22 protein-coding genes are annotated in these 25621 nt (G+C 71.4%); 15 read left to right on the plus strand and 7 right to left on the minus strand.

Going from position 1 to position 25621, the window contains the following annotated elements; genetic code table 11:
* Positions 1-121: 121 nt before the first annotated feature.
* Positions 122-1159, minus strand: a complete 1038-nt coding sequence (locus tag ABD262_RS03790; RefSeq protein ID WP_344131379.1) for a LacI family DNA-binding transcriptional regulator — start codon at positions 1157-1159, stop codon at positions 122-124.
* A gap of 168 nt (positions 1160-1327) precedes the next feature.
* Between ABD262_RS03790 and arfA the strand changes: the two genes are divergently transcribed.
* Genes arfA through ABD262_RS03820 form a run of 6 tightly spaced genes read left to right on the plus strand, consistent with a single transcriptional unit; the run spans position 1328 to position 8775 of the window.
* A complete protein-coding gene (gene arfA / locus ABD262_RS03795; RefSeq protein WP_344131382.1) occupies positions 1328-2887 on the plus strand; it encodes an arabinosylfuranosidase ArfA in 1560 nt (519 codons plus the stop codon).
* A 16-nt stretch (positions 2888-2903) separates the two neighbouring features.
* Positions 2904-5165 (plus strand): glycoside hydrolase family 43 protein, encoded by a 2262-nt coding sequence (locus ABD262_RS03800; RefSeq protein WP_344131385.1) that lies wholly within the window; start codon positions 2904-2906, stop codon positions 5163-5165.
* The gene (locus tag ABD262_RS03805; protein WP_344131388.1) at positions 5162-6544 is read left to right on the plus strand and encodes an ABC transporter substrate-binding protein; all 1383 of its coding nucleotides are present in this window, start codon (positions 5162-5164) and stop codon (positions 6542-6544) included. Before ABD262_RS03800 ends, ABD262_RS03805 begins: the two co-directional genes overlap by 4 nt.
* 1 nt (position 6545) lies before the next feature.
* Positions 6546-7508 (plus strand): carbohydrate ABC transporter permease, encoded by a 963-nt coding sequence (locus ABD262_RS03810; RefSeq protein ID WP_344131391.1) that lies wholly within the window; start codon positions 6546-6548, stop codon positions 7506-7508.
* Complete coding sequence (locus tag ABD262_RS03815; protein ID WP_344131394.1) at positions 7508-8338, plus strand: carbohydrate ABC transporter permease; 831 nt, start codon at positions 7508-7510, stop codon at positions 8336-8338. The genes ABD262_RS03810 and ABD262_RS03815 overlap by 1 nt, the downstream gene beginning before the upstream one ends.
* A 41-nt stretch (positions 8339-8379) precedes the next feature.
* The gene (locus tag ABD262_RS03820; protein ID WP_344131397.1) at positions 8380-8775 is read left to right on the plus strand and encodes a DoxX family protein; all 396 of its coding nucleotides are present in this window, start codon (positions 8380-8382) and stop codon (positions 8773-8775) included.
* 11 nt (positions 8776-8786) lie between these two features.
* Here ABD262_RS03820 and ABD262_RS03825 read toward each other — a convergent pair whose 3' ends face one another.
* Positions 8787-9398: a pyridoxamine 5'-phosphate oxidase family protein gene (locus ABD262_RS03825; RefSeq protein WP_344131400.1), complete on the minus strand. Its 612-nt coding sequence runs from the start codon at positions 9396-9398 to the stop codon at positions 8787-8789.
* A 152-nt stretch (positions 9399-9550) separates the two neighbouring features.
* Here ABD262_RS03825 and ABD262_RS03830 point away from each other — a divergent pair, with 152 nt between their 5' ends.
* The 3 genes from ABD262_RS03830 to ABD262_RS03840 are packed head-to-tail and all read left to right on the plus strand — an operon-like array spanning position 9551 to position 12888.
* Positions 9551-11335 carry a proline--tRNA ligase gene (locus ABD262_RS03830; protein ID WP_344131403.1) on the plus strand — a complete coding sequence of 595 codons (1785 nt, stop codon included), beginning with the start codon at positions 9551-9553 and terminating at the stop codon, positions 11333-11335.
* Positions 11335-12105 (plus strand): HAD family hydrolase, encoded by a 771-nt coding sequence (locus ABD262_RS03835; protein WP_344131406.1) that lies wholly within the window; start codon positions 11335-11337, stop codon positions 12103-12105. The genes ABD262_RS03830 and ABD262_RS03835 overlap by 1 nt, the downstream gene beginning before the upstream one ends.
* Positions 12106-12888 (plus strand): TSUP family transporter, encoded by a 783-nt coding sequence (locus tag ABD262_RS03840; RefSeq protein WP_344131408.1) that lies wholly within the window; start codon positions 12106-12108, stop codon positions 12886-12888.
* Positions 12889-12941: 53 nt separating this feature from the next.
* On the opposite strand, the gene ABD262_RS03845 is transcribed toward ABD262_RS03840, so the two are convergent.
* Positions 12942-15659, minus strand: coding sequence for an Ig-like domain repeat protein (locus ABD262_RS03845; protein ID WP_344131411.1), 2718 nt, complete (start codon positions 15657-15659; stop codon positions 12942-12944).
* 93 nt (positions 15660-15752) lie between these two features.
* A complete protein-coding gene (locus ABD262_RS03850) occupies positions 15753-15959 on the minus strand; it encodes a hypothetical protein (RefSeq protein WP_344131414.1) in 207 nt (68 codons plus the stop codon).
* Positions 15960-16168: 209 nt separating this feature from the next.
* Between ABD262_RS03850 and ABD262_RS03855 the strand changes: the two genes are divergently transcribed.
* The 4 genes from ABD262_RS03855 to ABD262_RS03870 are packed head-to-tail and all read left to right on the plus strand — an operon-like array spanning position 16169 to position 19581.
* Positions 16169-17608: a ferredoxin reductase family protein gene (locus ABD262_RS03855; RefSeq protein ID WP_344131417.1), complete on the plus strand. Its 1440-nt coding sequence runs from the start codon at positions 16169-16171 to the stop codon at positions 17606-17608.
* Positions 17609-17616: 8 nt separating this feature from the next.
* Positions 17617-18150, plus strand: a complete 534-nt coding sequence (locus ABD262_RS03860; protein WP_344131420.1) for an FMN-binding protein — start codon at positions 17617-17619, stop codon at positions 18148-18150.
* Positions 18147-18920: an FAD:protein FMN transferase gene (locus ABD262_RS03865; protein ID WP_344131423.1), complete on the plus strand. Its 774-nt coding sequence runs from the start codon at positions 18147-18149 to the stop codon at positions 18918-18920. The genes ABD262_RS03860 and ABD262_RS03865 overlap by 4 nt, the downstream gene beginning before the upstream one ends.
* A gap of 37 nt (positions 18921-18957) precedes the next feature.
* Positions 18958-19581 carry a histone deacetylase gene (locus ABD262_RS03870; RefSeq protein WP_344131426.1) on the plus strand — a complete coding sequence of 208 codons (624 nt, stop codon included), beginning with the start codon at positions 18958-18960 and terminating at the stop codon, positions 19579-19581.
* On the opposite strand, the gene ABD262_RS03875 is transcribed toward ABD262_RS03870, so the two are convergent.
* Positions 19559-21535: a thioredoxin domain-containing protein gene (locus tag ABD262_RS03875; RefSeq protein WP_344131429.1), complete on the minus strand. Its 1977-nt coding sequence runs from the start codon at positions 21533-21535 to the stop codon at positions 19559-19561. The genes ABD262_RS03870 and ABD262_RS03875 overlap by 23 nt on opposite strands.
* Positions 21536-21693: 158 nt before the next feature.
* Here ABD262_RS03875 and ABD262_RS03880 point away from each other — a divergent pair, with 158 nt between their 5' ends.
* Both ABD262_RS03880 and ABD262_RS03885 read left to right on the plus strand, forming a co-directional pair.
* Entirely contained in the window at positions 21694-22557 is an 864-nt protein-coding gene (locus tag ABD262_RS03880) for a carbohydrate kinase family protein (protein WP_344131432.1), read from the plus strand.
* A 140-nt stretch (positions 22558-22697) separates the two neighbouring features.
* Positions 22698-24233 carry an MFS transporter gene (locus ABD262_RS03885; protein WP_344131435.1) on the plus strand — a complete coding sequence of 512 codons (1536 nt, stop codon included), beginning with the start codon at positions 22698-22700 and terminating at the stop codon, positions 24231-24233.
* Positions 24234-24302: 69 nt separating this feature from the next.
* Here the strand turns inward: ABD262_RS03885 and ABD262_RS03890 are convergent, their stop codons facing one another.
* Positions 24303-24590, minus strand: a complete 288-nt coding sequence (locus tag ABD262_RS03890; RefSeq protein WP_344131438.1) for a putative antibiotic biosynthesis monooxygenase — start codon at positions 24588-24590, stop codon at positions 24303-24305.
* A gap of 65 nt (positions 24591-24655) precedes the next feature.
* Positions 24656-25591 (minus strand): NAD(P)/FAD-dependent oxidoreductase, encoded by a 936-nt coding sequence (locus tag ABD262_RS03895; protein ID WP_344131441.1) that lies wholly within the window; start codon positions 25589-25591, stop codon positions 24656-24658.
* Positions 25592-25621: the final 30 nt, after the last annotated feature.

The following is a 25621-nucleotide window of genomic DNA, read 5'->3' on the forward strand; positions in this document are numbered from 1 at the left end:
GCGTCTACCCCGGCCGCGTCGACCCCCAGGCGCGTCGACCCCCAGCCGCGTCGACCCCCAGGCGCGTCGACCCCCAGCCGCGTCGACCCCCAGGCGCGTCGACCCCCAGCCGCGTCGACTCCTAGGCGGGTTCGCGACCGATGGTGCTCTCCCGGGCCACGACCTCGTGGCGCACCTGGCTCTCCAGCGCATCGGGTTCGGGGAGCCCGTCCCGCAGGCTGGCCGTGATGCGGTCCAGTGCCGTCTCGGCCAGCGAGGCGAGGTCGGGACGCACCGAGGACAGCCGCGGGCAGCTGAACCGGCATTCCTCGATGTCGTCGAAGCCGATGATGCGCAGCTCCTCGGGCACCCGGATGCCCTGGTCGACCGCCTCGCGCAGGGCGCCGAGCGCCAGGAGGTCGTTGAACGCGAAGACCGCGTCCGGCGGCTCGCCCTGCGACAGGAGGTCCCGCATCGCCCGGGCGCCCTCTTCGCGGTGGTAGCCGTCAGTCTCCGCGATCAGGGCAGCGTTGGGCGTGATCCCCGCCTGGCGCAACGCCTCGAGGTAGCCCTGGAGTCGTAGGGTGCCCGTGCCGCGACGGTGCGGTTCGTGGCCGATGGTGGCGATCCGCTTCGCGCCGAGCCCGAGGAGGTGCTCCGTCGCCTCCTGCGCCGCGCGGATGTTGTCCACCGAGACGTGGTGCACGGGTGCCGCGACGGCCCGCTCTCCCAGGAGCACCATGGGGGTGGGGTCGGTGCGCCTGCCCAGCTCGTCGTCGAGCTGGGAGATGGGGCTGAAGATGATCCCGTCGACCCGGAGCGAACGGATGCCGGCGAGCACAGCACGCTCTCGGTCGGGGTCGCCACTGGTCTGCTCGATGAGCACCGTCCACCCGCGGCGCTCGGCAGCGTGCACCACGACGTTGGCGAGGGCGGCGAAGTAGGGGAAGTCGAGCTCTGGCACGGCGAGGGCGATCAACCCCGTGCGGCCCTGGCGCAGGTGGCGCGCGGAGACGTTGGGTCGGTACTCGAGCTCGTCGAGTGCCGCCTGGACCCGTAGGCGCATCCCGGGGGAGACGTGGGCGTAGCCGTTGACGACGTTCGAGACGGTCTTCACGGAGACCCCCGCGCGAGCCGCGACGTCGCGCAGGCCGATCGAACGGCCGTGGGGAGTCGCCATGGGCTGAGGGTACCCGTCGGGCGCACGGTGCGGGGCCAGCTCTTTACAACGATGGAAAATCAGACTACAAAGAGCCGTGTTCAACGTTGTAAACCCTTCGAGCAGCAACGATGCCCTCGAAGGCGGCCCCGGACCGGACCGGTTCGACCTACTCGCAAAGGAGCGCCCGTGGGCGACGACTCCGCGGACCGGGTCCGCGTCGTGCTGGATCCCGAGAACCAGGTCGGCCAGCTGGACCGGCGGCTCTTCGGCTCGTTCGTCGAGCACATGGGCCGCTGCGTGTACACCGGGATCTTCGAGCCGGGCCACCCGAGTGCCGGCGCCGACGGCTTCCGTCGTGACGTCCTCGACCTGACCCGTGAGCTCGGGGTCACCACCATCCGCTACCCCGGGGGCAACTTCGTCTCCAGCTACCGCTGGGAGGACGGCGTGGGCCCGGTCGAGTCCCGGCCGGCGCGGCTCGACCTGGCCTGGCGGGCGCTGGAGCCCAACACCGTCGGCCTCAACGAGTTCATGGGCTGGGCCCGTGAGGTCGGGGCCGAGCCGATGATGGCGGTCAACCTCGGGACCCGCGGTGTCGAGGCGGCGACCGACCTCATCGAGTACTGCAACCACCCGTCCGGCACGTTCCTGTCGGACCTGCGCAAGTCCCACGGGGTGCCCGAACCCCACGGCATCAAGCTGTGGTGCCTCGGCAACGAGCTCGACGGACCGTGGCAGATGGGCCAGAAGACGGCCGCCGAGTACGGACGGCTCGCGGCCGAGACCGCGAAGGCCATGCGGATGGTCGACGACACCATCGAGCTGGTGGCGGTCGGGAGCTCCAACAGCGGTATGCCGACCTTCGGGGCCTGGGAGGCGGAGGTCCTGGAGCACACCTACGACCTCGTCGACTACATCTCGATGCACGACTACTACGAGCCCGTCGGTGACGACCTCGACAGCTTCCTCGCGTCGTCGGTCGACATGGACGGCTTCATCGGGGCCGTCGTCGCGACCGCCGACCATGTCGGGGCCCGGCTGCGCAGCCGCAAGAAGCTGCGCATCTCCTTCGACGAGTGGAACGTCTGGTACCAGGCCAAGTTCGTCGGGCAGCGGAACCTGGACTGGAAGTTCGCCAGGGAGCTCATCGAGGACGAGTACTCGGTCGTGGACGCCGTGGTCGTCGGAAGCCTGCTCATCACCCTGCTGCGCCACGCGGACCGGGTCGCCATCGCGTGCCAGGCCCAGCTCGTCAACGTGATCGCCCCGATCCTCACCCGCCCGGGAGGGCCCGCCTGGCGGCAGACGATCTTCCACCCGTTCGCCCTCACCGCACGCCTGGCGCAGGGTGTGGCACTCGAGGTCTCGGCGCGGACCCCCGGCTACGACACGCCGAAGTTCGGGCTGGTCGACGCAGTCACCGCCACTGCCACGTGGGACGAGGAGCGTCAGACGCTGGCGGTCTTCGCGGTCAACCGCCTCCAGGACCGCTCCCTGCCGGTCGAGGTGGACGTCCGGCGCTTCCCCCACCTGGTGCTGGGCGAGACCCACCTCCTCGCCGACGACGACATCCATGCCCGCAACACCGCCGCGGACCCCGACCGGGTCCGGCCCCAGCCGTTGACCGACGCGTCGGTCGTCGACGGCCGGCTCCGGTTCGTCCTGCCCCCCGTGTCGTGGACGGCCATCACCCTCGTGCCCCCGCCCGCACACCCTGCCCAGACCGCACCCCCTGCCCAGACCTGACCCACCAGGAGAGCTCATGAGACGCATCAACGCCGCTGCGATCCTCACCGCCGTCGCCACAGCAGCAACGCTGGGGATGCCGGTTGCCCAGGCCGCATCCGCGTCGGTGACGGTTGCCCGTGGGGGTGCCGGCGCGGCATACCGCAACCCCGTCTCGGCCGGCTTCGCCGACACCTTCGCCGATCCGTCGGTGATCCGTGGCAAGGACGGCTGGTGGTACGCCTACGGGACGAGCGACCCCTTGCGCGAGGGGGAGGGCACCGCCCACGTGCTCCCCACCGCACGGTCCCGCGACCTGGTCGACTGGCAGCTCGTGGGCGACGCGATGCCGACCAAGCCGGCCTGGGCCGACCCGGCCCGCAACGCCTCGCTGTGGGCGCCCGACATCCGCTACGTCAACGGGGAGTACCGCCTCTACTACGTGGTGACCGAGACGACCGTGACGGACGAGCCCAACGACAACGCCATCGGCATGGCGACGGCGCCGACGCCGGCCGGACCGTGGACGGACTCCGGCGCCCCGGTCGTGGGTCCGCGGCGCGGTGGCGCCGGCGAGCCGGGCAACTTCCTGTGGACCTTCGACCCGACCGCGGTGACCGACTCCGACGGCAGCCAGTGGCTCTACTACGGCTCCTACTACGGCGGCATCTGGGTCACCAGGCTCAGCGACGACGGCCGCACCGCCGTGGGCGAGCCGACGATGGTCGCGGTGGACAACAAGTTCGAGGGCGCGTATGCCGTGCACCGCGCCGGCTGGTGGTACCTCTTTGCCTCGACGGCGAACTGCTGCGCCGGCCCCACCACCGGGTACAGCGTGCAGGTGGGCCGGTCGCGCGCCATCACCGGGCCGTACGTCGACAAGCAGGGCGTGCCGCTCAACACCTCGCGCGCTGGTGGGACGCCCACCCTCGTGCAGAACGGCAACCGATGGGTCGGTGCGGGGCACAACGCCATCGCCACCGACGTGCGCGGCCAGGACTGGGTCGTCTACCACGCCATCGACCGGTCCGACCCCTACCTCGACGGGACCGACGGCATCAACCAGCGGCCCATGCTGATGGACCGGCTCGACTGGGTGGGCGGCTGGCCGCAGGTGCGTTCCGGACGGGGGCCCAGCGAGACCACCCAGACCGGTCCGACCACGACCCTCGCGTCACCCTCGCCCTCGCACGGCGACTGGGCGGACACCCCTGACGCGCAGGCGCCCACGGCGCGCACGTCGACGTCCGCCGGGACGCTGCTCGCCCGAGCGGGCGCGCAGACCGGGGGGCGCGTGGAAGCAGACCTCCGGTCCACGGGCACGCGCTACGGCCTGGTGTCCACGGCCCGCGATGGCGCCACCACTCGGCTGACGATCGACCCGGCGACGCGTACCGCGCGCCTGGAGCAGGTGCGCCGCAGTCGGGTCGGCGCGTCCCGCACCGCGGCCATCCCGTCCGCCGTCGACCTGTCGAGGTGGCAGTCCGTGGCGCTGGAGGTCGGCCGGCACCAGACCGTCGCGGCCCTCTCGCCGGCGCGGCTCGGAGACCCCTACGTCACCCTGACGCTGGACCTGCCTGGCGCAGCTGCCCCGTCGACAGCAGGGGCCTTCGCCACCGGAGCGGGCGTGGGGGTCGCCAACCTGAGCGTGGCGGAACCCGCGCGGACGGCACCGGTCGTCCTCGACCGGGTCCCGAGCCGGCTGGACCGCAGCGCATCCGACGAGTTCGCCTCGTCGTCGCTGGCCGGGTGGACGTGGCGTCGACCGGATGCTGCCGCCCGGGTCGTCGACGGCGCACTGCAGTGGCCCACCCAGGCGGGCGACCTGGTCGGGACGACCAACGACGCCTCGGTCCTGCTGCGGGACCCGGGTGAGGGCGACTGGGCCGTCGAGACCAAGGTCAGCATCGACCTGGGGACCGACACGGTGCGCAACTTCCAGCAGGCCGGGCTCGTGGTCTGGGCTGGTGACGACGACTTCACCCGGCTCACCCACGTGGCCATCTGGAACACCCGCCAGGTGGAGTTCGGTCGCGAGATGCCCTTCGCGGGACGACTCGCCTACGGCGGCACGATCGTCGGCCCCCCTGCCGCGACGACCTGGCTGCGGGTCAGCCACCACGTCGACCCCACGAACGGCGAGCACGAGCTCCGGGCGTGGAGTAGTAGGGACGGCAGGGACTGGGTAAGGGGAGGCGTGTGGACCCTCCCCGCCGCGTCGGACCTCCGGGTCGGCCTGACCTCCCACGGCGGCGCGGGAGCGACCGCACGCTTCGACTTCGTCCGGCTCTACCGATGAGCACCGGCACCGGCACCGGCACCAACCAAGGAAGGCACATGATGAACGACACCCCACTCACCACCCCGGTCACCCGCCGCGGACTGCTCCTCGGAGGTGCTGCCCTCGCCGGGTTGTCGCTCTCGGGATGCGGCGGCGGCAAGTCCGCGCAGGACGCCGCTGGCGGCGCGCAGTCGAAGGCCACCTTCGGCGGCGCCTACACCGGACCGGCCATCACCCTGTCCTACTGGAACGGCTTCACCGGTGGTGACGGTCCGTTCATGAAGAAGATGGTCTCCGAGTTCATGGCGGCCAACCCCAAGATCAAGATCACCGAGAACACCGTCGAGTGGGCGCAGTACTACCAGCGCATGCCCGCAGCCGTCACCGCAGGAAAGGGACCGGACGTCGGGGCGATGCACCTCGACCAGCTCGCGACCAACGCGGCGCGCAAGATCATCGTCCCGGTCGACGAGCTGGCCAAGTCGCTGGGGCTCGCGGAGGCCGACTTCACCAAGGACGTCTGGCAGGCCGGGATCTACAAGGACGCCCGGTACGGCATCCCGCTCGACGTGCACTCCCTGGGCATGTACATGAACACCGACCAGACCAAGAAGGCCGGCATCGACGCGGCCCCGACCGACAAGGCCTCCTACGACGAGTTCCTGGCCAAGCTCAAGCAGTCCGGGGTGCAGGACCCGTTCTGGATGCCGAGCAAGTGGCCGGCGCACCTGATGTTCCTCTCCCTGCTGTGGCAGAACGGCGGGACCCCCTACGCCGACGACGGCAGCAAGGCCACCTTCGACTCGGACGCGGGCGTGCAGGCCCTCGCGTGGATGGTCGAGGTCATCTCGAAGGGCTACAGCCCCAAGAACGTCGCCCAGGACAGCCAGTACGTCGCCTTCAAGAACAAGAAGCTGTCGGTGACCTGGGACGGCATCTGGCAGATCAACGACCTCAAGGCCGCGAAGCTGCCGTTCGAGCTCGCCCCCCTGCCGACGATCGGCTCGCAGCCCGCCGCCTGGGCCAACTCGCACAACTTCTACATCACCAAGCAGGCCACCCAGGACGACAACAAGTACCAGGCGGCCCAGACCTTCATCGACTGGATGAGCAAGAAGTCCGCCGAGTGGGCCGGCGCCGGCATGATCCCCGCCCGCAAGTCCGTGCGGGAGACGGCAGACGTCACCGACAGCACGCAGGGACCGATCGCCAAGCAGATCGACAACCTGCGCTTCCTGCCGCCCATCCCGGGCCTCGGCGACGCGCAGGCGCAGACCCTGGAGATCGCCGTCGCCGACGCGGTCCTCGGCAAGCGCAAGCCTGACCAGGCACTGAAGGAGGAGGCCGCCAAGGCGACCAAGCTGATGGAGGCCAACCGCAAGAAGTACGGGGCCTGAGATGAGTGCGCCCACCGTCACGGGCGTCGACGTCGCCCGTGCGCAGGGCCGGTCCGCGGAACCCTCCGCGGCCGGCCCGCCGGGTCGCGGTCCGGGGTGGGCGCCCTGGGCGTTCCTGGCGCCCTACCTCGTGCTGTTCGTCGGCTTCGTCATCGCCCCTGCCGTCTACGGGCTGTGGATCAGCCTGCACGACTACGACTACACGCTCCCGGGCAAGCCCTGGGTCGGCCTCGACAACTACGCGAAGCTGTTCTCCTCCGACTCCGTGGTGTTCTCGGACTTCTGGAACAGCATGAAGGCCACCGGGATCTTCACCCTCTTCAGCGTCCCGCTCCTCCTGACCGCGCCGCTCGGAGTGGCCCTCCTCATGAACCGCAGGTTCAGGGGTCGCAACTTCTTCCGGGCCATCTACTTCGCGCCCTACGTCCTGGGCGTCGCGGTCGTCGCCGTCCTGTGGCGCTTCCTGCTCGACAACAACATCGGGCTCGTCAACCAGTACCTCGGGGCGATCGGGCTGAAGGACGACACGGCCTGGTTGACGACCACGCCGGCCGCCTGGGTCGCCCTGGTGGGTGTGACCGTCTGGTGGACGATGGGCTTCAACGCGGTCATCTACCTCGCCGGGCTGCAGGACATCTCGCCGGAGCTGTACGAGGCGGCGAAGGTCGACGGCGCCAGCTCCTGGCAGAGCTTCTGGCACGTCACCCTGCCCGGCCTCAAACCCGTGGTGTCGTTCGTGACGATGACGACGATCATCGCGTCGGCGAACATGTTCGGGCAGTCCTACCTGATGACCAAGGGAGCGCCGGGCGTGGAGACGCGCACGGCGATCTACTTCATCGCGGACAAGGGGCTGAAGAACTTCCAGATGGGTGACGCGGCGGCGATGAGCTACCTGCTGACCCTCGTGCTGGTGGTCCTCAGCGTCGGGGTCTTCTGGCTGTTCAGGGAGAGGAGGGACTGATGCGCACCAACACCGGTCGACAGGTCGGCCGCTACGTCCTGCTCGTGGTCCTGGGGCTCATCTTCATCAGCCCCATCGTCTTCATGGTCTCCACCTCGTTCAAGAGCAGGATCGAGGCCGCGGGTGTCCCGCCCACGTGGATCCCGACCGGGCCGACGTTCGACGCGTACTCGTCGATCCTCGGCAGCGACGGCACTCCAGTGCTGCGCTGGTTCGGGAACAGCATGGTGGCCGCGACGGCCAACGCGGCGCTCGTCGTCGCGACCGCCGCCCTCGCGGCCTACCCCTTGGCGCGGATGTCGTTCCGCGGCAAGAACATCGTCTTCGGGCTGATCATCGGGACACTCTTCATTCCCCCGGTCATCCTCGTCATCCCCAACTACCTCATCGTGGGCGAGCTGAAGTGGCTCGACACCCTGGCCGCGGTGATCGTCCCGACCGCTGCCAGTGCCTTCGGGGTGTTCTTCCTGAGGCAGTTCTTCCTCTCGTTGCCCCGCGAGCTTGAAGAGGCGGCCATGCTCGACGGCGCCAACGTCTTCCAGGTCTTCACCAAGGTCGTCCTGCCGTTGTCGCGTCCCGCCCTGGCGACTCTCGCCGTGCTGGCGTTCCTCACCAACTGGAACGACTTCCTGTGGCCCGTCTACGTCCTGTTCAGCCCCGAGAACCAGACCCTGCCGGCCGGCCTCTCGACCCTGCAGTCGGCGAACAACGTGCGCTACGACCTGATCATGGCCGGAGCCGTGATCGCGAGCGCCCCTGCCCTGGCCCTCTACGTCTTCGCCCAGAGGTTCATCATCGAGGGGGTGTCGCGCACCGGCCTGAAGGGGTGAGCGGAGGGGGGCACGGGGGGATGCGTGACAGGATCGCCCCCATGTCAACCCCCCCACTGACCAAGGACATCATCGGTCTCGCCGGGCTGTTCATCACGTCCGGCACCACGCACCTGGTCAAGCCCGAGGTGTTCGAGCGGCTGGTGCCCAGTGCGCTGCCCCGTCGCCGTGAGCTCGTCTACGCCTCCGGCGTGGCCGAGCTCGCGTGCGCGGCGGGCCTGCTGCACCCCCGCACCCGCAGGTATGCCGGGTGGGCCAGTGCCGCCCTGCTGGTCGCCATCCTGCCGGGGAACGTCCAGATGAGCGCCAACTACGGCAAGCGCGCCCAGCGCAAGGGGACCACCTCCGCGCAGGCCGCCTTCGCCGGCACCGTGGCCAGGCTCCCGCTCCAGCTGCCCCTGATCCGTACCGCCCTCAGGGCGGCGGGACGCCGCTAGCCGGGAGTCAGTCAGTAGAGCCCGGTCGAGTACTGCTCGCCGTAGTAGCGCTCGAGCTCCTCGATGGAGTCCTCGGGACGCTCGAGCGCCTTGGCGATCTCGGGCCGGGAGCCCACCGCCAGCGGGTCCCAGGTCTCCGGGTGCCAGAGCTTGCTGCGCATGAAGGCCTTGGCGCAGTGCCCGAACACTTCGTCGATCTCGACCACCAGGGCCAGCACCGGGCGATGTCCCTTCACCACCATGTCGTCGAACCACGGCGCGTCGGACACCAGGTGGGCGCGGCCGTTGATCCGCAGGGTGTCGCCCCGACCCGGGATGACGAACAGCAGGCCGACGTGGGGGTTGGCCAGGATGTTCTTGTAGCCGTCGGCCCTCTTGTTGCCCAGCCGCTCCGGGATCGCGATGGTGGTGTCGTCGAGCACCCTCACGAAGCCGGCCGGGTCGCCCTTCGGGGACACGTCGCAACGGCCCGTCGCGTCGGAGGTCGCGACGAGGCAGAACGGCGAGGCCGCCAGCCAGTCGCGGTCCAGCTCGTGCAGCGTGGCACGGGCTTTGTCGCGCACGCGGGGGAGCGGCTCCCCGAGCAGCTCGACCAGCTGGCCAACGGTCTCGATGCGGGTCATGCCGCAATTCTCGCAGCCGGGCGCCCCAGTGCACCCGCGCGCCAGGAGCGCCCGACCGCGAGGCTCGCGGGCAGCACGGTGGAAACCGTGGTGAGCACGCGGCATACCGACGGATATCCTCTGGGGGTTGTCCGCCAACCGAGGAGTGCCACGTGGCCCTGCGCATGTCGACCCTGTTCCTGCGAACCCTTCGCGAGGACCCGGCCGATGCCGAGGTGCCGAGCCACCGGTTGCTCGTCCGCGCCGGCTACATCCGGAGGGTCAGCCCCGGCATCTACACGTGGCTGCCGCTGGGTCTGCGGGTGCTGCGCAAGGTCGAGAAGATCGTGCGCGAGGAGATGGACGAGATCGGCGCCCAGGAGCTGCTGTTCCCGGCGCTGCTGCCCAAGGAGCCGTTCGAGGCGAGCGGTCGCTGGACCGAGTACGGCAACAACATCTTCCGTCTTCAGGACCGCAAGGGGGCCGACTACCTGCTCGGGCCGACCCACGAGGAGATGTTCACCCTCGCAGTGAAGGACATGTTCTCGTCCTACAAGGACCTGCCCCTCGCGATCTACCAGATCCAGACGAAGTACCGCGACGAGGCGCGTCCGCGGGCCGGGGTGCTGCGCGGTCGTGAGTTCGTCATGAAGGACTCCTACTCGTTCGACGTCGACGAGGCCGGTCTCGACAAGGCCTACCAGCTGCACCGCGACGCCTACATCCGGATCTTCGACCGGCTCGGCTTCCACTACGTCATCGTGCAGGCGATGGCCGGCGCGATGGGTGGCAGCAAGTCAGAGGAGTTCCTCGCCACCGCCGAAAACGGCGAGGACACCTACGTCCACTGCGCCAACTGCGGCTACGCGGCGAACGTCGAGGCCGTGCGCGTCCCCGTCCCCGACGCCCTCCCGTATGCCGACGTGCCGGCTGCCCACGCAGAGGCCACGCCGGACACCCCCACCATCGACACCCTGGTGGCCCACCTCAACGCGCACTTCCCGCGCGAGGACCGGCCGTGGGCGGCGGGAGACACCCTCAAGAACGTCCTCGTCGTGCTCGTGCACCCCGACGGCACGCGGGAGCCGCTGGCGATCGGTGTGCCCGGCGACCGCGAGATCGACGAGAAGCGCCTCGGGGCGCAGGTCGACCCCGCCGCGGTGGAGGCCTTCGAGGAGAAGGACTTCGCGGCGAACCCGGCGCTGGTCAAGGGCTACATCGGCCCGGAGGTCCTCGGCACGGAGTCTGCGTCGAAGATCCGCTACCTCCTCGACCCGCGGGTCGTCGAGGGCACCCGCTGGGTCACCGGCGCCAACGAGGCGGGCAAGCACGTGGTCGACCTGGTCGCAGGCCGCGACTTCACCGCCGACGGCACCATCGAGGCCGCCGACGTGCGCCCCGGTGACGCCTGCCCCAGCTGCGGGCACGCGCTGGAGTCGGCCCGCGGGATCGAGATGGGACACATCTTCCAGCTCGGCACCAAGTACGCGGAGGCGCTCGACCTGAAGGTGCTCGACCAGAACGGCAAGCTCCAGACCGTGATCATGGGCTCCTACGGCGTCGGGGTCTCCCGGGCCGTCGCCTGTGTCGCCGAGGGCAACCACGACGAGCTCGGCCTGCGCTGGCCCCGCGAGATCAGCCCGGTCGACGTGCACGTGGTCGCCACCGGCAAGGACGTCACCCGTGACCCGGAGGTCTTCGCGAAGTCCGAGGAGATCACCCGCGCCCTCGAGGCGGCCGGGCTCTCGGTGCTCTACGACGACCGCCAGAAGGTCAGCCCCGGCGTGAAGTTCAAGGACTCCGAGCTGATCGGGGTGCCGACCATCGTCGTGGTGGGCAAGTCGCTCGAGCACGGGATCGTCGAGATCAAGGACCGCGCGACGGGCGTCCGCCGCGAGGTCTCCGCCGATGACGTCATCCGCGAGGTCGTCCGCGAGGTCCGGGGCAGCGCCTCCTGATGGCGGCCGTGACTGTGCCGTCCCCCCTGCGGGCGGTCATCTTCGACTGGGGCGGCACGCTGACCCCGTGGCACGACGTCGACCTGCCGCAGCAGTGGCGGGTCTTCGCCCGGGAGGTGCACGGCCTGCCGGTCGAGGACCCCGCCATGTCGCCGGAGGACCTGGCCGAGGCCGACTCGCTGGCCCTGCGGATCCACGCCGCGGAGGAGCGGGCCTGGTCCCGCGGCCGCGAGACCCACGAGAGCGCCTCCATCGAGGCGATCCTCGCGGACGCCGGGGTCGACGCGGAGCACGACCGGCACCTGCTGGCGCTCGCGGCATACCGGAGGTTCTGGGAGCCGCACACCCACACCGACCCGCAGGTCCGCCCGCTGTGGGAGGGCCTGCACGACCGCGGCCTCAAGATCGGGGTGCTGTCCAACACGATCTGGAGCCGCGAGTACCACCGCGAGGTGTTCCAGCGCGACGGCGTCCTCGACCTCCTCGACGGCGACGTGTACTCCTCGGAGCTGCACGTCGTGAAGCCCCACCCGGAGGCGTTCCTCGCCGCGTGCGCGGCGGTGGGCGTGGGGCCCACTGAGGCGGTCTATGTCGGCGACCGGCTGTTCGAGGACGTCCACGGCCCCCAGCAGGTCGGCATGCGGTCGATCTGGGTGCCGCACAGCGACCTGCCCCCGTCGCAGGTGGTGCCGGTCGACGTCACCCCCGACGCCCAGGCCCACGAGCTGCTCGACATCCTCGGGATCGTCGACGGCTGGCTGGGCAGGTAGGTGCCCGACCTCGACCTGACCACGCTCCTCCTCATGGCCCTCGCGGGGTTCGGGGCGGGGTGGGTCGACGCGGTCGTCGGCGGCGGCGGGCTGGTCCAGCTCCCGGCGCTGCTGCTCGGCTTCCCGGGCGCGTCGCCGGCCCAGCTGCTCGCCACCAACAAGATCTCCAGCATCTTCGGCACCACGACCAGCTCGATCACCTACTGGCGCAGGGTCCGTCCGGACCTGCGGACCGCCCTGCCGATGGCGGCGGTCGCCTACCTCGGTGCGGTGGGCGGGGCGCTGCTGGGCCTGCACATCCCGAAGAGCGCCTTCAACCCCGTCATCCTCGTCATGCTGGTCGTGGTCGGCGCGTACACCGTGGCCAAGCCGTCACTCGGGCACGAGACCGCGCTGCGCTTCGACGGCCACCGGCACACGGTGGTGGCGATGCTGACGGGCTTCGTCATCGGCGTCTACGACGGGGCGCTCGGTCCCGGCACCGGCTCGTTCCTCGTCTTCGCCCTGGTCGGCCTGATGGGCTATGCGTTCCTCGAGGCCAGTGCCAAGGCCAAGATCGCCAACTTCGCCACCAACCTGGGGGCCCTCACGGTGTTCGTCCCGGGTGGACACGTGATGTGGAGGATCGGGCTCGTCATGGCGGTCGCCAACATCGCCGGGGGCTACGTCGGCGCCCGCACCGCGGTGGCGCGGGGGAGCCGCTTCGTGCGTGTGGTGTTCGTGTTCGTGCTGGTGGCCTTCATCGTGCGGATCGGCGGCTCGGTGCTCGGTCTCTGGAGCTGAGCGCGCGGACGGGCCGCCACCCTGATGGATGACGGCCCGCTCGCGTCGACGGGTCAGGGCTTGACGTACGCCTTGATGGAGTGGGTCCTGGAGCCGATCTTGACCCCGAGGTTCCAGTAGCCGGTGCGCATGCCGCGATCCATCGTCACGCCGATCGCCCAACGGTTGGTGCCGACCTTGGTGAAGTAGTGGTCGAGACCCTTGGGGGCCTTGGGGTAGGTCGCCGCGTCGACGTACCGCGGACGCGTCCTCGAGACCACCAGGATCGTGGAGGTCCGACCCTTGCGGAGCGTGTAGACGCCGTGGGCGTACGGAGCTCCCTGCACCATCATCGAGACGACCCGCACCTGGACCTTCGTCGTGGCCGCATTGCCGGCCCTGTCGACCGCCGTGGCCGTGATGGTCTCGACCTCACCCGAGCGCTGCTTGCGCACCGAGCACGAGGCCACGCCGGAGAGCTTGTCCGCACCGACGCACCGCACGGACGGTGAGCTCGCGAAGTAGCGGGCACCCCGGGTCGCGCCGGTGATCCGCACGCGCGGGGCGACCCTGTCGATGTTGATGCCACCGAGGGCGACGGTGGCGACACCTCCGTCGATGGTAGTGACGGTCCGGGTCATGCCCTGGCCGGCTCCGCTGCCCGAGAGGGTCACTGCTGCCGGGCAGGTGCCCACCAACGGTGCGCTCCCTGGCGTGCAGGTGAACGAGACGGTGACGGGGGAGCGGTACCAGCCGTACTTCGACTTCCTCGAGGCCGAGCTCAGCCGCGCCGTGATGGCCGGGTTGCTCCGCGCCGTCGATCCGGACGAGGCCAGGAAGGTCGTCGACCCGGCGTACGTCGCAGCCACCTGTCTCGTCTTGTCGGCCGGCGTGGAGTAGGCCAGCGTGGCCACCCCGTCGGTCAGGGCGGCCGAGCCGACACGGATGCCGTCGACCGTGAAGCCGACGGCGCCGGTGGGCGATCCCGCACCCGGAGCCGTCACCGCCACCCGTGCGGTCAGGGTGCCCGGGCCGACCGAGATGGTGGTCCTCGTCGCGGCCTGGGAGACGGTGACCACCTGCGGCGGGCTCGTCGATGCGGCGTGGGTGGCAGTTGAGGTCGGTGTGAAGACCGCGGTCACGGAGTGCGCGCCGGGTGCGATGGCATCCCCACTGGCGGCGGTGAGCGCGCCGGAGGTGGCGGTGCCGTCGGCCGCGAGGTCCACGGCGTCCCCGACCGGCTGACCGTCCACGCTGAACTGCACGGTGCCCGACGCGGTCCCACCGACCGTGGCCGTGGCCGAGACGGGTTGACCGAAGACCGGGGTCGACGAGCTCAGCGCGAGCGCGGTGGTGGTGGCGTTCAGCTGCACGGTCACGGTCTGCGTCACCTGCGGTGCGGCGTTGTGCTCCGCGTCGCCCGCCTGGTCGGCGGTCACGACGCACGTGCCGGCGTGGTCGAAGGCCAGCACGTCGCCCTCGAGGCTGCACGCCGCGTTGGTCGTCGCGCTGCCGATGGCGAAGCTGACCGGGGCGGACGAGCCGCCGCCGGTGGCCAGGAGCTGCTGGTGACCCGAGACCCACCCGGGAGCGCCCAGCGGGGCGAAGGTGATCGCCTGGTCTGCCTTGACGACAAGATCGTGCTTGGCGGTTGCCGGGTTGCCGTCGGTCGAGCTCACCTTGGCGGTGACGGAGCGTGCGCCGAGCGGAGCAGCTCCGACCGCGACCGGGATGCTGATGGTCGGCAGTGCCGAGCCCGCGGCATACGAGGTGGGGCTCGTGGTCGTGCAGGACACGACCTGTCCGACCGTCGTGCAGTCGTAGTCGCCGGTGACCGGGTTGGTCGGCACCAGCCCCTCCGGCAGCGTGGTGGTGACCGTCGCGGGCCGCGACTCGTCGCCACCGGTCCCGGCGAGAGCCGGCGTCACACTGACGGCGCCCGACTGACCGGCGGTGAACGACCCGGCAACGCTGTCAGCGACGGCGAGCTGGTAGACGGGCAGCTGCCCGATGAGGGTCGTGGCGCGCACGTTGTTGACGGCGTGGAAGGAGAACCCGGCGCCGGTGCTCCCAGCCCAGCCGAACGACAGCTGGTAGGGCAGGTTCGTGGTGGGGTCGAACCACTCGGCAGGGATGCCTGCAGCCACCAGGTCCTCCGCCGTGGGCAGGGCCCCGGAAGCGGTCTGCTTGTCTGCGCCGTACGGCGTCCAGGCAGCCGCCCAGCTGCGTGCGGGGACGGTCACCCCGCGGCCGGAGACGACCTCGTGGTCCTCGGGGTTGAGGACGATCTCGACCGGCACGGCAGCGGGACGCTGGAACTGCTGGGGTTGGTCGAGGGGACCGTTGCTGGGCGTCGCGTTCAGGAGGCAGTAGCCGTTGGTGCCGTTGCCCGGGCCTCGGACGACGAGGCTCTGGCCCTGCGCGGGCGTGGAGGGGCAAGTGCCGCCATAGCCGTAGTTCGTGGCGGCGAAGTTGCCAACGACGTCGAGACCGAAGCCCAGGTAGCCGTTCGGGACGCCCGGCATGCCGCTCGTGGGGGCGTAGCCGAGACCGGCGCCGGGCGCACCGGCAGCCGAGGGAGCCGACGGGTTGGTCGGGTCGGTGGCCGCGAGGACGAACGCGATGCCGTCAGCGGGGATGACGCCGCCGTAGTACCACTGGTAGCTGTCGAAGGTCACGTCGATGCCCTTGGCAGACGGCAGGGCGGCGTCGTAGAAGGCCGCACCGACCTGCGAGTAGTCAGGGGTCGTCAGCCGCAGGACGCCTTGTCCCGCCTGGTCCGGCTCGTTCATCCACCAACCGGCGCAGCCGGGGATGGGCTGCTGCGACCCGTCCGTCCCTGCGGTAAGGCAGGCGGCGTTGCCGGTGGGCCCGGCCGGGGTGACCTAGCTAGAGGTGCCGGTCGTCGGGCCCGTGAAGGACTCCTCGAAGAGCGTCGTGGTCAGCGGGTCGACCGAGGCCGAAGCCGCCGTCGCCGTGAGCGCCACGGTCGTTGTGAGGGCGGTCGCGGTGACGGCCAGGACGGCCGTCGCGCGTCGGACGAAGCCGCCGGGTCGCGGTCCGGGTAGGGAACGGAGGGGCGAACGGGACATCGAGTACCTTTCAGCGCGAAGGTGTCCAAGTGGACGGCCGGCGCCGAACGTAACGTTGGTGAGTGCACAGGTCAGGTACCTCGTGCGGTGCCCGACCCGAAGGGACTAGGCGCCCGCTACTTCCGGTTGACCCGGGATCGCGAGAGGTTCAGCGACCAGTCATGGCTGGTCCACAGCAAACACCCAGACTCCGGCCGCACAGTCATCCTGTGACCACGATCGACCTGCCCCCGGCTGCGGGGACCGCCGCCTCCCAGCCCGACTCCGCGCAGCGTCCGCGCCGGACCCGTCGCGCGCGCCGGGTCCCGCTCTGGTGGCGCGACGCGTCGGTCTCGGCGTTCTGGCTGGTGCTCCTGTGGGTCACCGCCCTGTGGGTCGCCCACGGCGGGGTCCAGGACCTCGGCTCGCTGTCGGGCGCCCTCACCTCCGTCGGCCGGCTCACCGGCCTGGTCGCCTCGGCGCTGCTGCTCGTGCAGGTGTTCCTGATGGCGCGCATCCCGTGGTTCGAGCAGGCGTGGGGCCAGGACGAGCTCGCCGGCACCCACCGCCTGGTGGGGTTCACGTCGTTCAACCTGCTGTGGGCGCACATCGTGCTGATCACCCTGGGCTATGCCGCGGCGTCCCCACTGGGACTGTGGGGCACGATCGTCGACTTCGTCGTCAACTACCCGGGCATGCTGCTGGCGGTGGCGGGCACCGTGGCCCTGTGCCTCGTCGTGGTGACCTCGGTGCGCAGGGCGCGCCGCCGGCTGCGCTACGAGTCGTGGCACCTCATCCACCTCTACGGCTACCTCGGTGCAGGGCTCGCCCTGCCGCACCAGCTGTGGACCGGCAAGGAGTTCCTCGCCTCCACCGCCTCGACCGTCTTCTGGTGGAGCCTGTATGCCGCGTGCGCAGCTTCCGTCCTCGTCTTCCGCCTCGGGGTGCCGCTGGTGCGCTCGCTGCGCTCGCCGCTGCGGGTCGTGGCCGTCCACGAGGAGGCTCCCGGCCTCACGTCGGTCGTCGTCGGCGGACCCGGGGTGGCCGCGCTCCGCCCGGCCGCCGGCCAGTTCTTCCAGTGGCGGTTCCTCGACGGGCCGGGCTGGACGCGGGCCAACCCCTACTCGCTGTCCGCAGCCCCTGACGGGAAGCACCTCCGCGTGACCGCGGCCCACGTGGGCGACGGGACCCGGCGGCTCGCCGACCTGCGACCCGGCACCCGTGTGCTCGTCGAGGGCCCCTACGGTCGCCTCCACGCGGGGGTCCGCACCCGGCGGAAGGTGCTGCTGATGGGCGCTGGGATCGGGATCACGCCGATCCGCGCCCTCCTCGAGGACCTCGACCAGGACCCCGGCGACGTGGTGGTCGTCCAGCGCGCCAGCACCCGTGACCAGCTCGTCCTCGGGCAGGAGCTGTTCGACCTCGCCAACAGCCGGGGCGCGCGGTACGTCACCGTCGAGGGTCACCGCGTCCCCGGTCGTGACACCTGGCTGCCCGCCACCGCTGCCCACCTCGGCGACGCCGAGGCGCTGGCGCAGCTGGTGCCGGACGTCGCCGAGCGGGACGTCTACCTCTGTGGCGCGCCCGGCTGGATGGAGGCCGCCCGACAGGCGGCCCTCGCCTGCGGCGTCCCCGAGACCCACATCCACCTCGAGCGGTTCGAGTACTAGGAGCCTCAATGCGACGCATCACCCTGTGGGCCCTGTCCACCCTGACCACCCTCGTGCTCCTGTTCAGCTACCACACCTCGACCGGAGGGTCCTCCACGGCGCTGGCCGCCGGCAGCTCGGTGCAGGCCCCGGCGGCGGCAGGCACCGGCTCGGCCACGAGCAGCTCGGGCACGACCGACTCGGGCACGACCGACTCGGGCTCCAGCAGCTCTGGCTCCAGCAGCTCGGGCACGGCCGACTCGGGCACGTCGAGCGGGAGCACCGCCAGCAAGACCTACGACGGCGACACGGTGCAGACCCGGTGGGGCCCGGTGCAGGTGCGGATCACGGTCGCCGGCGGCAAGATCACCGCCTCCGAGGCCGTCGTCTACCCGAACGGCAACCGCGAGGACGAGCAGATCAACTCCTTCGCGCTCCCGGTGCTCAACCAGGAGGTCGTCTCCGCGCAGAGTGCCAACATCGACATGGTGTCCGGGGCGACGGTGACCTCCGAGGGCTACCTCACCTCGCTGCAGTCCGCGATCGACCAGGCCCACCTGTGAGCACCGTGACCACTCGCCCGGCTCCCGGCACGACCGCCGAACCGACTACCCCGCCGGTCCCGCGCCGGGCCTTCGTCGAGCAGGTGATGGGCCTGCCCGTGTCGGTCCACGTGCGGGGAGCGGTGGACCGCCCCGAGGTCGCGACCGCGGTCGGACAGGTGTGGGGCGTCCTGCACCGGGCCGATGCCGTGTTCAGCACCTGGCGACCGGACAGCGACCTCATGCGGCTGCGTCGCGGTGACCTGTCCGCAGCCCAGGTGCACCCCTGGCTGGCCGAGGTCGAGCAGCTCTGCGTCGAGGCCGAACAGCGCACCGGTGGCCTGTTCAGCGCCTCCTTCGACGGCGCCCACCACGACCCCACCGGACTGGTGAAGGGATGGGCGGTCGAGCGCGCGGCTCTGCACCTTCGCCACGTACCGGGCATCTCCTGGTGCGTGAACGCCGGTGGCGACCTGCTGGCCGGGTCGGGCCGGGAGACCGGCCCGAGCACCTGGAACGTCGGGATCGAGGACCCGCGCAACCCCGGGTCCGTGGCCGCCACCGTCGCCCTGCGGGCCGGCGGTCTGGCCACGTCGGGTGCCGCGGCCCGCGGTGCCCACGTGGTCGACCCCCGCACCGGCGCGCCGGTGGCCCGCGCGGGGTCGGCCACGGTCTGGGGTCCCACCCTGCTGTGGGCCGACGTGTGGGCGACCGCCCTCTTCGTGGACCCCGCGACGGGCCCGGCGACGCTGGTGGCTGCCGACCCGGCATACCGCTCGCTCGTGCTCTGACTCCCGGGCCGGTGCGGGGGTCTGCGAGAGTGGAGCCGTGGCCCAGGTCTGGTACGCGAGCTACGGCAGCAACCTGTCACGGGAGCGCTTCCGGCACTACCTCGACGGTGGCCGACCCCAGGGCGCGAGCCGTACGTATCCCGGCGCGCGCGACAGCACGCAGCCCGAGGACGACCGCGCGCTCACGCTGCCCGGCGAGATGTTCTTCGCGTGGGAGTCGCCGACCTGGGGTGGGGGGATCGCGTTCTACGACGCCGACACCACGGGTCCGACGCTGGCCCGCGCCTACCTCGTCAGCGAGCAGCAGTTCGCCGACGTGGCGGCCCAGGAGCGGCGCGAGGTGCCGGGGGAGGACCTCGACCTCAGCCACGTCCTGGCCCACTCGCGACACGACCTCGGGCCCGGCCACTACGAGGCTCTCCACCTCGTGGGAGAGCTCGAGGGGCTGCCGGTCCTGACCTTCACCGCACCGGATCCGGCTGTCCTGCAACGCAACTCACCGACGTCGGCCTATCTTGCGAAGCTGGTGGCGGGCCTTCGGGAGACGCACGACCTGTCCGACGACGACCTCGCCGACTACCTCCTGGACCGACCCGGCATCGGTCCTGAGTGGGACCGCGCCCGCATCGCCGGGCTCGTCAGCGGCTCAGCGCGGCGGTGAGCGAGGGCACGTCCGTCACCGGTGCGTCGCAGACGAACCCTCGACACACGTATGCCGCCGCGCGGCCGTCGACCAGGGGCCGCTGGGCCAGCAGGGGGATGCCTGTGGTGTCGGGTTCGCCGTGGACCAGGACCAGACCGGGGGAGGTCGAGCGCCGGGCAGCCGTCACCAGCGCGTCCGCCTCGGGGCCGGTCCCGACCAGCGCGACCTGGAGCGGGCCAGCCTCGGCGGCTTCGGCCACCGCCAGTGCCCAGCCGCCGAACCGCGGGTCGCGCGCGGCGAGCTGACCCGACGCGGCGAGCGCCCTCTCGGCCCGCTCGCGCATCGCGGGGTCACCGGTGAGGGCGGAGCAGGTGAGCAGCGCGCCGGCCAGCGCCGACTGACCCGACGGCTCGGCGTTGTCGGCGGCGCTCCGAGGTCGGGTGAAGAGTGCCTCGGCGTCGTCGCTGGTGTCGTGGAAGCCGCCATCGTCCGCGCCGAAGCGGTCGACCGCGGTGGCGAGCAGGTCCCCGGCGGTGGCGAGCCAGCGGGCGTCGCCGGTGGCCTGGTGGAGCGCGAGGAGCCCCTCCGCCAGGTTGCCGTAGTCGTCGGCCACCGCGCTCGCGGTCCCGACCGAGCCGGCGCGCGAGGTGCGCCGCAGCCGGCCGTCGACCACGTGGGTGTCGACGACGAAACCGGCACACCGGGTCGCGGCCTCGACCAGGTCGGGGCGCTCGAGGAGGGTGCCGGCGTCGGCCAGCGCCGCGATGGCCAGACCGTTCCAGGAGGTGACGACCTTGTCGTCGCAGCCGGGCTGGGGGCGCAGCAGCCGTGCGCGGAGAAGCCTCTCGCGCGTGGCCGCCCACCAGCCCTCGTCGTCGGGGTCGGTGAGCAGCTGGAGGGTGGACGACCCGTGCTCGAAGGTGCCCTGGTCGGTCACCGAGAGGAGTGTCGCGGCCCTGCGGCCCTCGTCCTCGCCGAGCACCTCGACGAGCTGGGCCGGGGTCCACGCGTAGGTCAGTCCCTCGACCCCGTCCGTGTCCGCGTCGAGGGCCGAGGCGAAGCCACCCTCCGGGGTGCGGAGGTCGCGCAGCAGGAACTCCGCGGTCTCGAGAGCGACCCGTCTGGCCAGAGCGTCGCCGGTAGTGCGGTGCAGGTGGGTGTACACCCGCAGCAGCTGGGCGTTGTCGTAGAGCATCTTCTCGAAGTGGGGGACGACCCAGCGGGCGTCCACGGAGTAGCGGGCGAAGCCACCGGCGAGCTGGTCGTAGATGCCACCCCGCGCCATCGCCGCGCAGGTGCTGGCGGCCATCGCGAGTGCGTCGGCCGACCCGGTGCGGGCGTGGTGCCGGAGCAGGAACTCGAGCACCATCGACGGCGGGAACTTCGGCGCCCCGCCGAACCCCGCCGCGCCGTGGTCGAACTGGGTGCGCAGCTGGGCCACGGCGGCCTCGAGGGCGGCCGCGTCGAGAGGGTGGCCGGTGACAGGTGCCGACAGCTCGCGCAGCCGAGCGGCGATGTGGGCGCCGCTGTCGAGGACGCGGCTGCGCTGGGTGGTCCAGGCGTCCTTCGCCCCCTCGAGCAGCTGGAGGAACTGCCCCTTGGGGAAGTAGGTGCCAGCGAAGAACGGGTCGCCGTCCGGCGTCAGGAGGCAGGTCATCGGCCAGCCGCCGTGGCCGGTCAACGCGGTCGTCGCGGCCATGTAGACCGCGTCGATGTCGGGCCGTTCCTCGCGGTCCACCTTGACCGCCACGAAGTCCGCGTTGAGCGCCCGTGCCACGTCCTCGTCCTCGAACGACTCGTGCGCCATCACGTGGCACCAGTGGCACGCGGCATACCCGACGCTCAGCAGGACGGGCACGTCACGCTCCCGCGCCTCGGCGAACGCCTCCGGCCCCCACTCCTGCCAGTCGACGGGGTTGTCCTTGTGCTGCAACAGATAGGGGGAGGCCGACTCGGCCAGACGGTTCGGCATACGCCCCACTCTCCCTCACCGCCCCGCGCGACCGCGAATCTGCCGGAGCGAGACGCCGAGGCGCGTCCGCCTACGAAGGCCCCCTGCGTTGGCGCCGGCTGGGGCCGCAGGAGACCATCACTGGCACAGGGCAACGCACACGGTCGAGGAGACAGCAGATGGCAGACGTCGTCGTACACGGCCCCGCGTCGTGGAACCAGCTCGTCCTCCTCGACGAGCTCCCTGACCCGAGTCCGCACATGCAGTTCGCCTCCGCCCACCACGAAGTCGTGGGCGGCACCTCGGCCGGCAAGGCGGCGCACCTTCGCGACCGCGGGGCTGACGTCGAGCTGCACACCGTCCTCGGAACCGATGCTGCGGCCGCGTCGATCGAGGCGGCGCTGCGCCGAGCGGACATCACGTACGTCGCCACGCGGGTCGAAGGACCCAGCGAACGGCACCTCATGGACCCGGCTGGCGGCCGGGTGTCCATCTACCTGGAGGTGCCGCGCGCGCCCGACGTCCACGCACCCGGCGTCACGGACCGTCTGGACCACGCGTGTGCTGGGGCACGCGCCCTGGTGCTGGACCTGTCCGAGACCTCGAGGGCGGTCCTCGGCGCGATCGGCCCAGTGGCCGTCCCCATCTGGACCGACCTGCACGACTACGACGGTCACAGCGCGTTCCACCGACCGTTCCTCGACGCGGCGTCGTTCGTGTTCATGAACGCCGACCGGCTCCCTGCCCCCGAGGACTTCCTCCGCGACTGCGTCGACCGCGGGGCGCAGGTCGCCGTGTGCACCTTGGGTGCCCAGGGGGCCATCGCCGTGGACGCCGAGCGGCGCACGCACCGGGTGCCCGCCGCACCGGTCGAGACCATCGTCGACTTCAACGGCGCCGGCGACGGGTTCATGGCCGGCTTCATGGTCGCCCACCTCGACGGGGCGGACACGGACGAGGCGCTGAGGGCGGGGGCCACCCAGGCGGCCCGCGCGCTGGTCACCGTCCAGCTGAGCCCACTGCTCGACCCGGCAGGCGGCTGAGCGCCTCCTGCTGCGACCCGGCCATTTGACCGGCGCGAGCGCTCGGGGATCCGACGACGGTGGGTTCACCACCACCACCCGGCCCGTCCAGGTGGTGCGAAGCCCCAGTCGCGCAGGACCGAGACCACCCAGGAGTCACCATGCACACCAAGCCCGCCGCCGAGTCCGTCCACCACGGCCATCCGGCCGAGTCCGTCCACCACGGCCATGCGGCTGCCGCCGACCACCACGGCCATCCGGCCGAGTCCGTCCACCACGGCGACACCGCAGACGGGCCCCCGAAGTCGTGGGTCGTCCTGGCCCTGGCGCTCGCGGCCCAGGTGCTCGTCGTCCTCGACATCTCGGTCGTCAACACCGCGCTTCCCTCCATCGGACGCGACCTGCAGCTGGACGGGTCCGCCATGCAGTGGGTCGTCACCGCCTACCTGATGATGTCTGGCGGTGGCCTGCTGTTCGGTGGCCGGATCGCCGACCTGCTGTCGCGCAAGTGGGTGTTCCTGACCGGCCTGGCCGTGTTCACCCTCGCGTCCGTCGTCAGCGGGTTCGCCGGCAGCGCGGGCGAGCTCATCGTGGCCCGCGCGGGCCAGGGGCTCTCGGCAGCCCTGATGACCCCGGCGGCACTGTCCATCATCATGACCACCTACTCCGGCCGGCAGCGCCGCCTCGGGCTCACGCTCTGGGGTGCGGTCGGGTCGCTCGGGGTCGCCGCCGGAGTCCTGCTGGGCGGCGCGCTCACCACGTGGGCCGGCTGGCAGACCATCTTCTGGATCAACGCCCCCGTCGGCGCGGTCGCGCTGCTGGCCGGCCTCAAGGTCATCCCGGCCGCTGCCACGACGCGGACCACGCTGGCCCAGTTCGACGTCGCCGGCGCCGCCACCGTGATCACCAGCCTCGCCGCCCTCGTCTACGGCCTCGGTGCCACCGAGCAGCACGGGTGGCTCTCGGCTCGCGTGCTCGTCGCCTTCGCCACGTCAGCGGCGCTCGCGGTGGCGTTCGGTGTGCGCGAGGGCAAGGCTGCGAACCCACTGGTCCCGCCGCACACGTGGAAGGTCAAGTCCCTCGTGTCCGGCACGACGGTCATGCTCGGCGTCACCGGCCTGCTCGTCGGCGCGGTGTTCCTGACGTCCATCTTCGTCCAGACCGTCATGGGGTACTCCGCCATCCGCGCGGGCGTCGCCTTCGTCCCGTTCGCGCTGGCGATCACCCTCGGCACCGGCGTGGCCAGGCACGCCCTGGCTCACGGGGCGCCGCGGGTCGTCGCCGCGATCGGGCTGGTCGTCGTGGCCGCGGGAGCGGTCCTGCTCGCCCAGGCTTCGGCCGGCTCGACGTTCGCCACCGGCATCCTGCCCGGACTGGTCACCATCGGCCTCGGGGTCGGCATGGTCTTCGCCCCCGTGTCCATCACCGCGATGGCCGGGGTCCCTCACCAGCACGCCGGCATGGCATCGGGGTTCCTCATGACCGGACACGAGGTGGGTGCCGCCCTCGGCGTCGCCGTCCTGTCCGCGGTTGCCAACAGTGCCGGCAGCCTGGCCAGCGCGACCGGGGTCGTGAACGGTTTCCCCCGTGGGTTCCTTGCTGCCGCCGGCATCGCCGTGGTGCTCGCCGTGTTCGCCTTCCTGCGCATGCCTGCCGGACGGGTCGAGGGCGGCGCCGGAATGCACATGCACCACTGAGCCTGGCCGCCGGGACCGACGACGGGAGGTTCGGCCGAACTCGGCCGAACCTGCCGGCTGTGGCCGTTCCTAGTCGGTGGCTGAACGAGTCGCCACGCGGGCGCGCAGCCTGTGCAGCTGGGGCATCAACCCGTAGATGACGATCGGCACGGCGATGGTGGCCAGGACGAAGGTGCGCAGCACCGGGTCCATCGGGCGCAGCCAGTCGCCCAGCGCCAGGTTGATGACGGTCAGGGTGGGGAAGACGCAGAGCCAGATCATCAGTGCCAGCAGGTGCTTGCTCGGCGGCCCGAGCCGAGGCGGGGCGGTGGGGTTCGGTGAGGCGGCGGGGTGGGGGACGGTTCCGGGTGCGGACATGGTGGAGCTCCTCGTGTCGTGCGGATGGGTATGCCGTGTGGGCGCGGTGCTCGCGGCGGCGAGCCTCAGGCGGGGAAGCCTTGGTTGAAGTAGCTGACTGCCGCGCGCACGTCGTCGGCGACGAGTGCGGCGTTGATGGCGATGGCGGCCGCTGACCCTTCGCCCGCCGCCGTGATGACCTGCGCACGGGGGTTGGCGACGTTGCCCGCGACCCAGAGGCCCGGGACGCTGGTGGTGCCGTTGGCTCCGGTCACCACCCAGCCCTGCTCGTCCAGCTCGCAGCCGACACCGGTGAGCAGGGTGTGGTTGGGGACGAACCGCGGCGGGACGAAGACGGCTTGCCTCGGGATGATGCGGCCGTCCGCCATCTCGATCGCGGTCACCCGGTCGTCCTGCACGACGACCCGCGCCAGGTCGCCCTCGACGATGCCGATCGCGCGGGCGACGAGCTGCGTGCGTTCGGCCGGCGTGAGCGAGTCGCTCGGGGCGAAGAGGACGAGGTCGTGGGTCCACTGCCTGACGACCTGGGCGTAGCGGACGCTTTCGGGGCCGTGCCACAGCACGCCGAGCTGCTGGTCGCGCACCTCCCAGCCGTGGCAGTAGGGGCAGTGCAGGACATCCTTGGCCCACCGCTCGGCCAGCCCTGGGACAGCAGGCAGCTCGTCGTGCAGGCCTGTCGTGACCAGGACCTTGCGGGCCTTGACCCGCTGCCCGTCGTCGAGCAGGGCCTGGAAGCCCGTCGGGCCGCAGTGCACGAGCTCCGTCACGGTCCCGGAGACCATCGTGCCGCCGTAGCCCGTGACCTCCGCCCGACCGGCGTCCAGCAGGTCCGAGGGTGGCATCCCGTCGCGGGAGAGGAACCCCTGCATGTGCGCGGCGGGCGCGTTGCGGGGCTCGCCGGAGTCGACGACGACGACCGTGCGGCGGGCGCGGCTCAGGACGAGGGCGGCCGAGAGGCCGGCGGCCCCGCCGCCGACGATGAGGACGTCAGAGGTGTTCATGAGCCGAGGATGATCCTGGGTCGGTGGCGC

The organism is Pedococcus bigeumensis, assembly GCF_039531795.1.
Classification (GTDB): domain Bacteria; phylum Actinomycetota; class Actinomycetes; order Actinomycetales; family Dermatophilaceae; genus Pedococcus; species Pedococcus bigeumensis.

Coding starts and splice junctions, on each gene's coding strand:
- ABD262_RS03895 (WP_344131441.1), bottom strand. CDS start 25,591: ATGAACACCTCTGACGTCCTCATCGTCGGCGGCGGGGCCGCCGGCCTC.
- ABD262_RS03820 (WP_344131397.1), top strand. CDS start 8,380: ATGTCAACCCCCCCACTGACCAAGGACATCATCGGTCTCGCCGGGCTG.
- ABD262_RS03805 (WP_344131388.1), top strand. CDS start 5,162: ATGAGCACCGGCACCGGCACCGGCACCAACCAAGGAAGGCACATGATG.
- ABD262_RS03810 (WP_344131391.1), top strand. CDS start 6,546: ATGAGTGCGCCCACCGTCACGGGCGTCGACGTCGCCCGTGCGCAGGGC.
- ABD262_RS03800 (WP_344131385.1), top strand. CDS start 2,904: ATGAGACGCATCAACGCCGCTGCGATCCTCACCGCCGTCGCCACAGCA.
- ABD262_RS03885 (WP_344131435.1), top strand. CDS start 22,698: ATGCACACCAAGCCCGCCGCCGAGTCCGTCCACCACGGCCATCCGGCC.
- ABD262_RS03860 (WP_344131420.1), top strand. CDS start 17,617: ATGCGACGCATCACCCTGTGGGCCCTGTCCACCCTGACCACCCTCGTG.
- ABD262_RS03815 (WP_344131394.1), top strand. CDS start 7,508: ATGCGCACCAACACCGGTCGACAGGTCGGCCGCTACGTCCTGCTCGTG.
- ABD262_RS03825 (WP_344131400.1), bottom strand. CDS start 9,398: ATGACCCGCATCGAGACCGTTGGCCAGCTGGTCGAGCTGCTCGGGGAG.
- ABD262_RS03850 (WP_344131414.1), bottom strand. CDS start 15,959: ATGTCCCGTTCGCCCCTCCGTTCCCTACCCGGACCGCGACCCGGCGGC.
- ABD262_RS03790 (WP_344131379.1), bottom strand. CDS start 1,159: ATGGCGACTCCCCACGGCCGTTCGATCGGCCTGCGCGACGTCGCGGCT.
- ABD262_RS03890 (WP_344131438.1), bottom strand. CDS start 24,590: ATGTCCGCACCCGGAACCGTCCCCCACCCCGCCGCCTCACCGAACCCC.
- ABD262_RS03835 (WP_344131406.1), top strand. CDS start 11,335: ATGGCGGCCGTGACTGTGCCGTCCCCCCTGCGGGCGGTCATCTTCGAC.
- ABD262_RS03875 (WP_344131429.1), bottom strand. CDS start 21,535: ATGCCGAACCGTCTGGCCGAGTCGGCCTCCCCCTATCTGTTGCAGCAC.
- ABD262_RS03845 (WP_344131411.1), bottom strand. CDS start 15,659: ATGAACGAGCCGGACCAGGCGGGACAAGGCGTCCTGCGGCTGACGACC.
- ABD262_RS03880 (WP_344131432.1), top strand. CDS start 21,694: ATGGCAGACGTCGTCGTACACGGCCCCGCGTCGTGGAACCAGCTCGTC.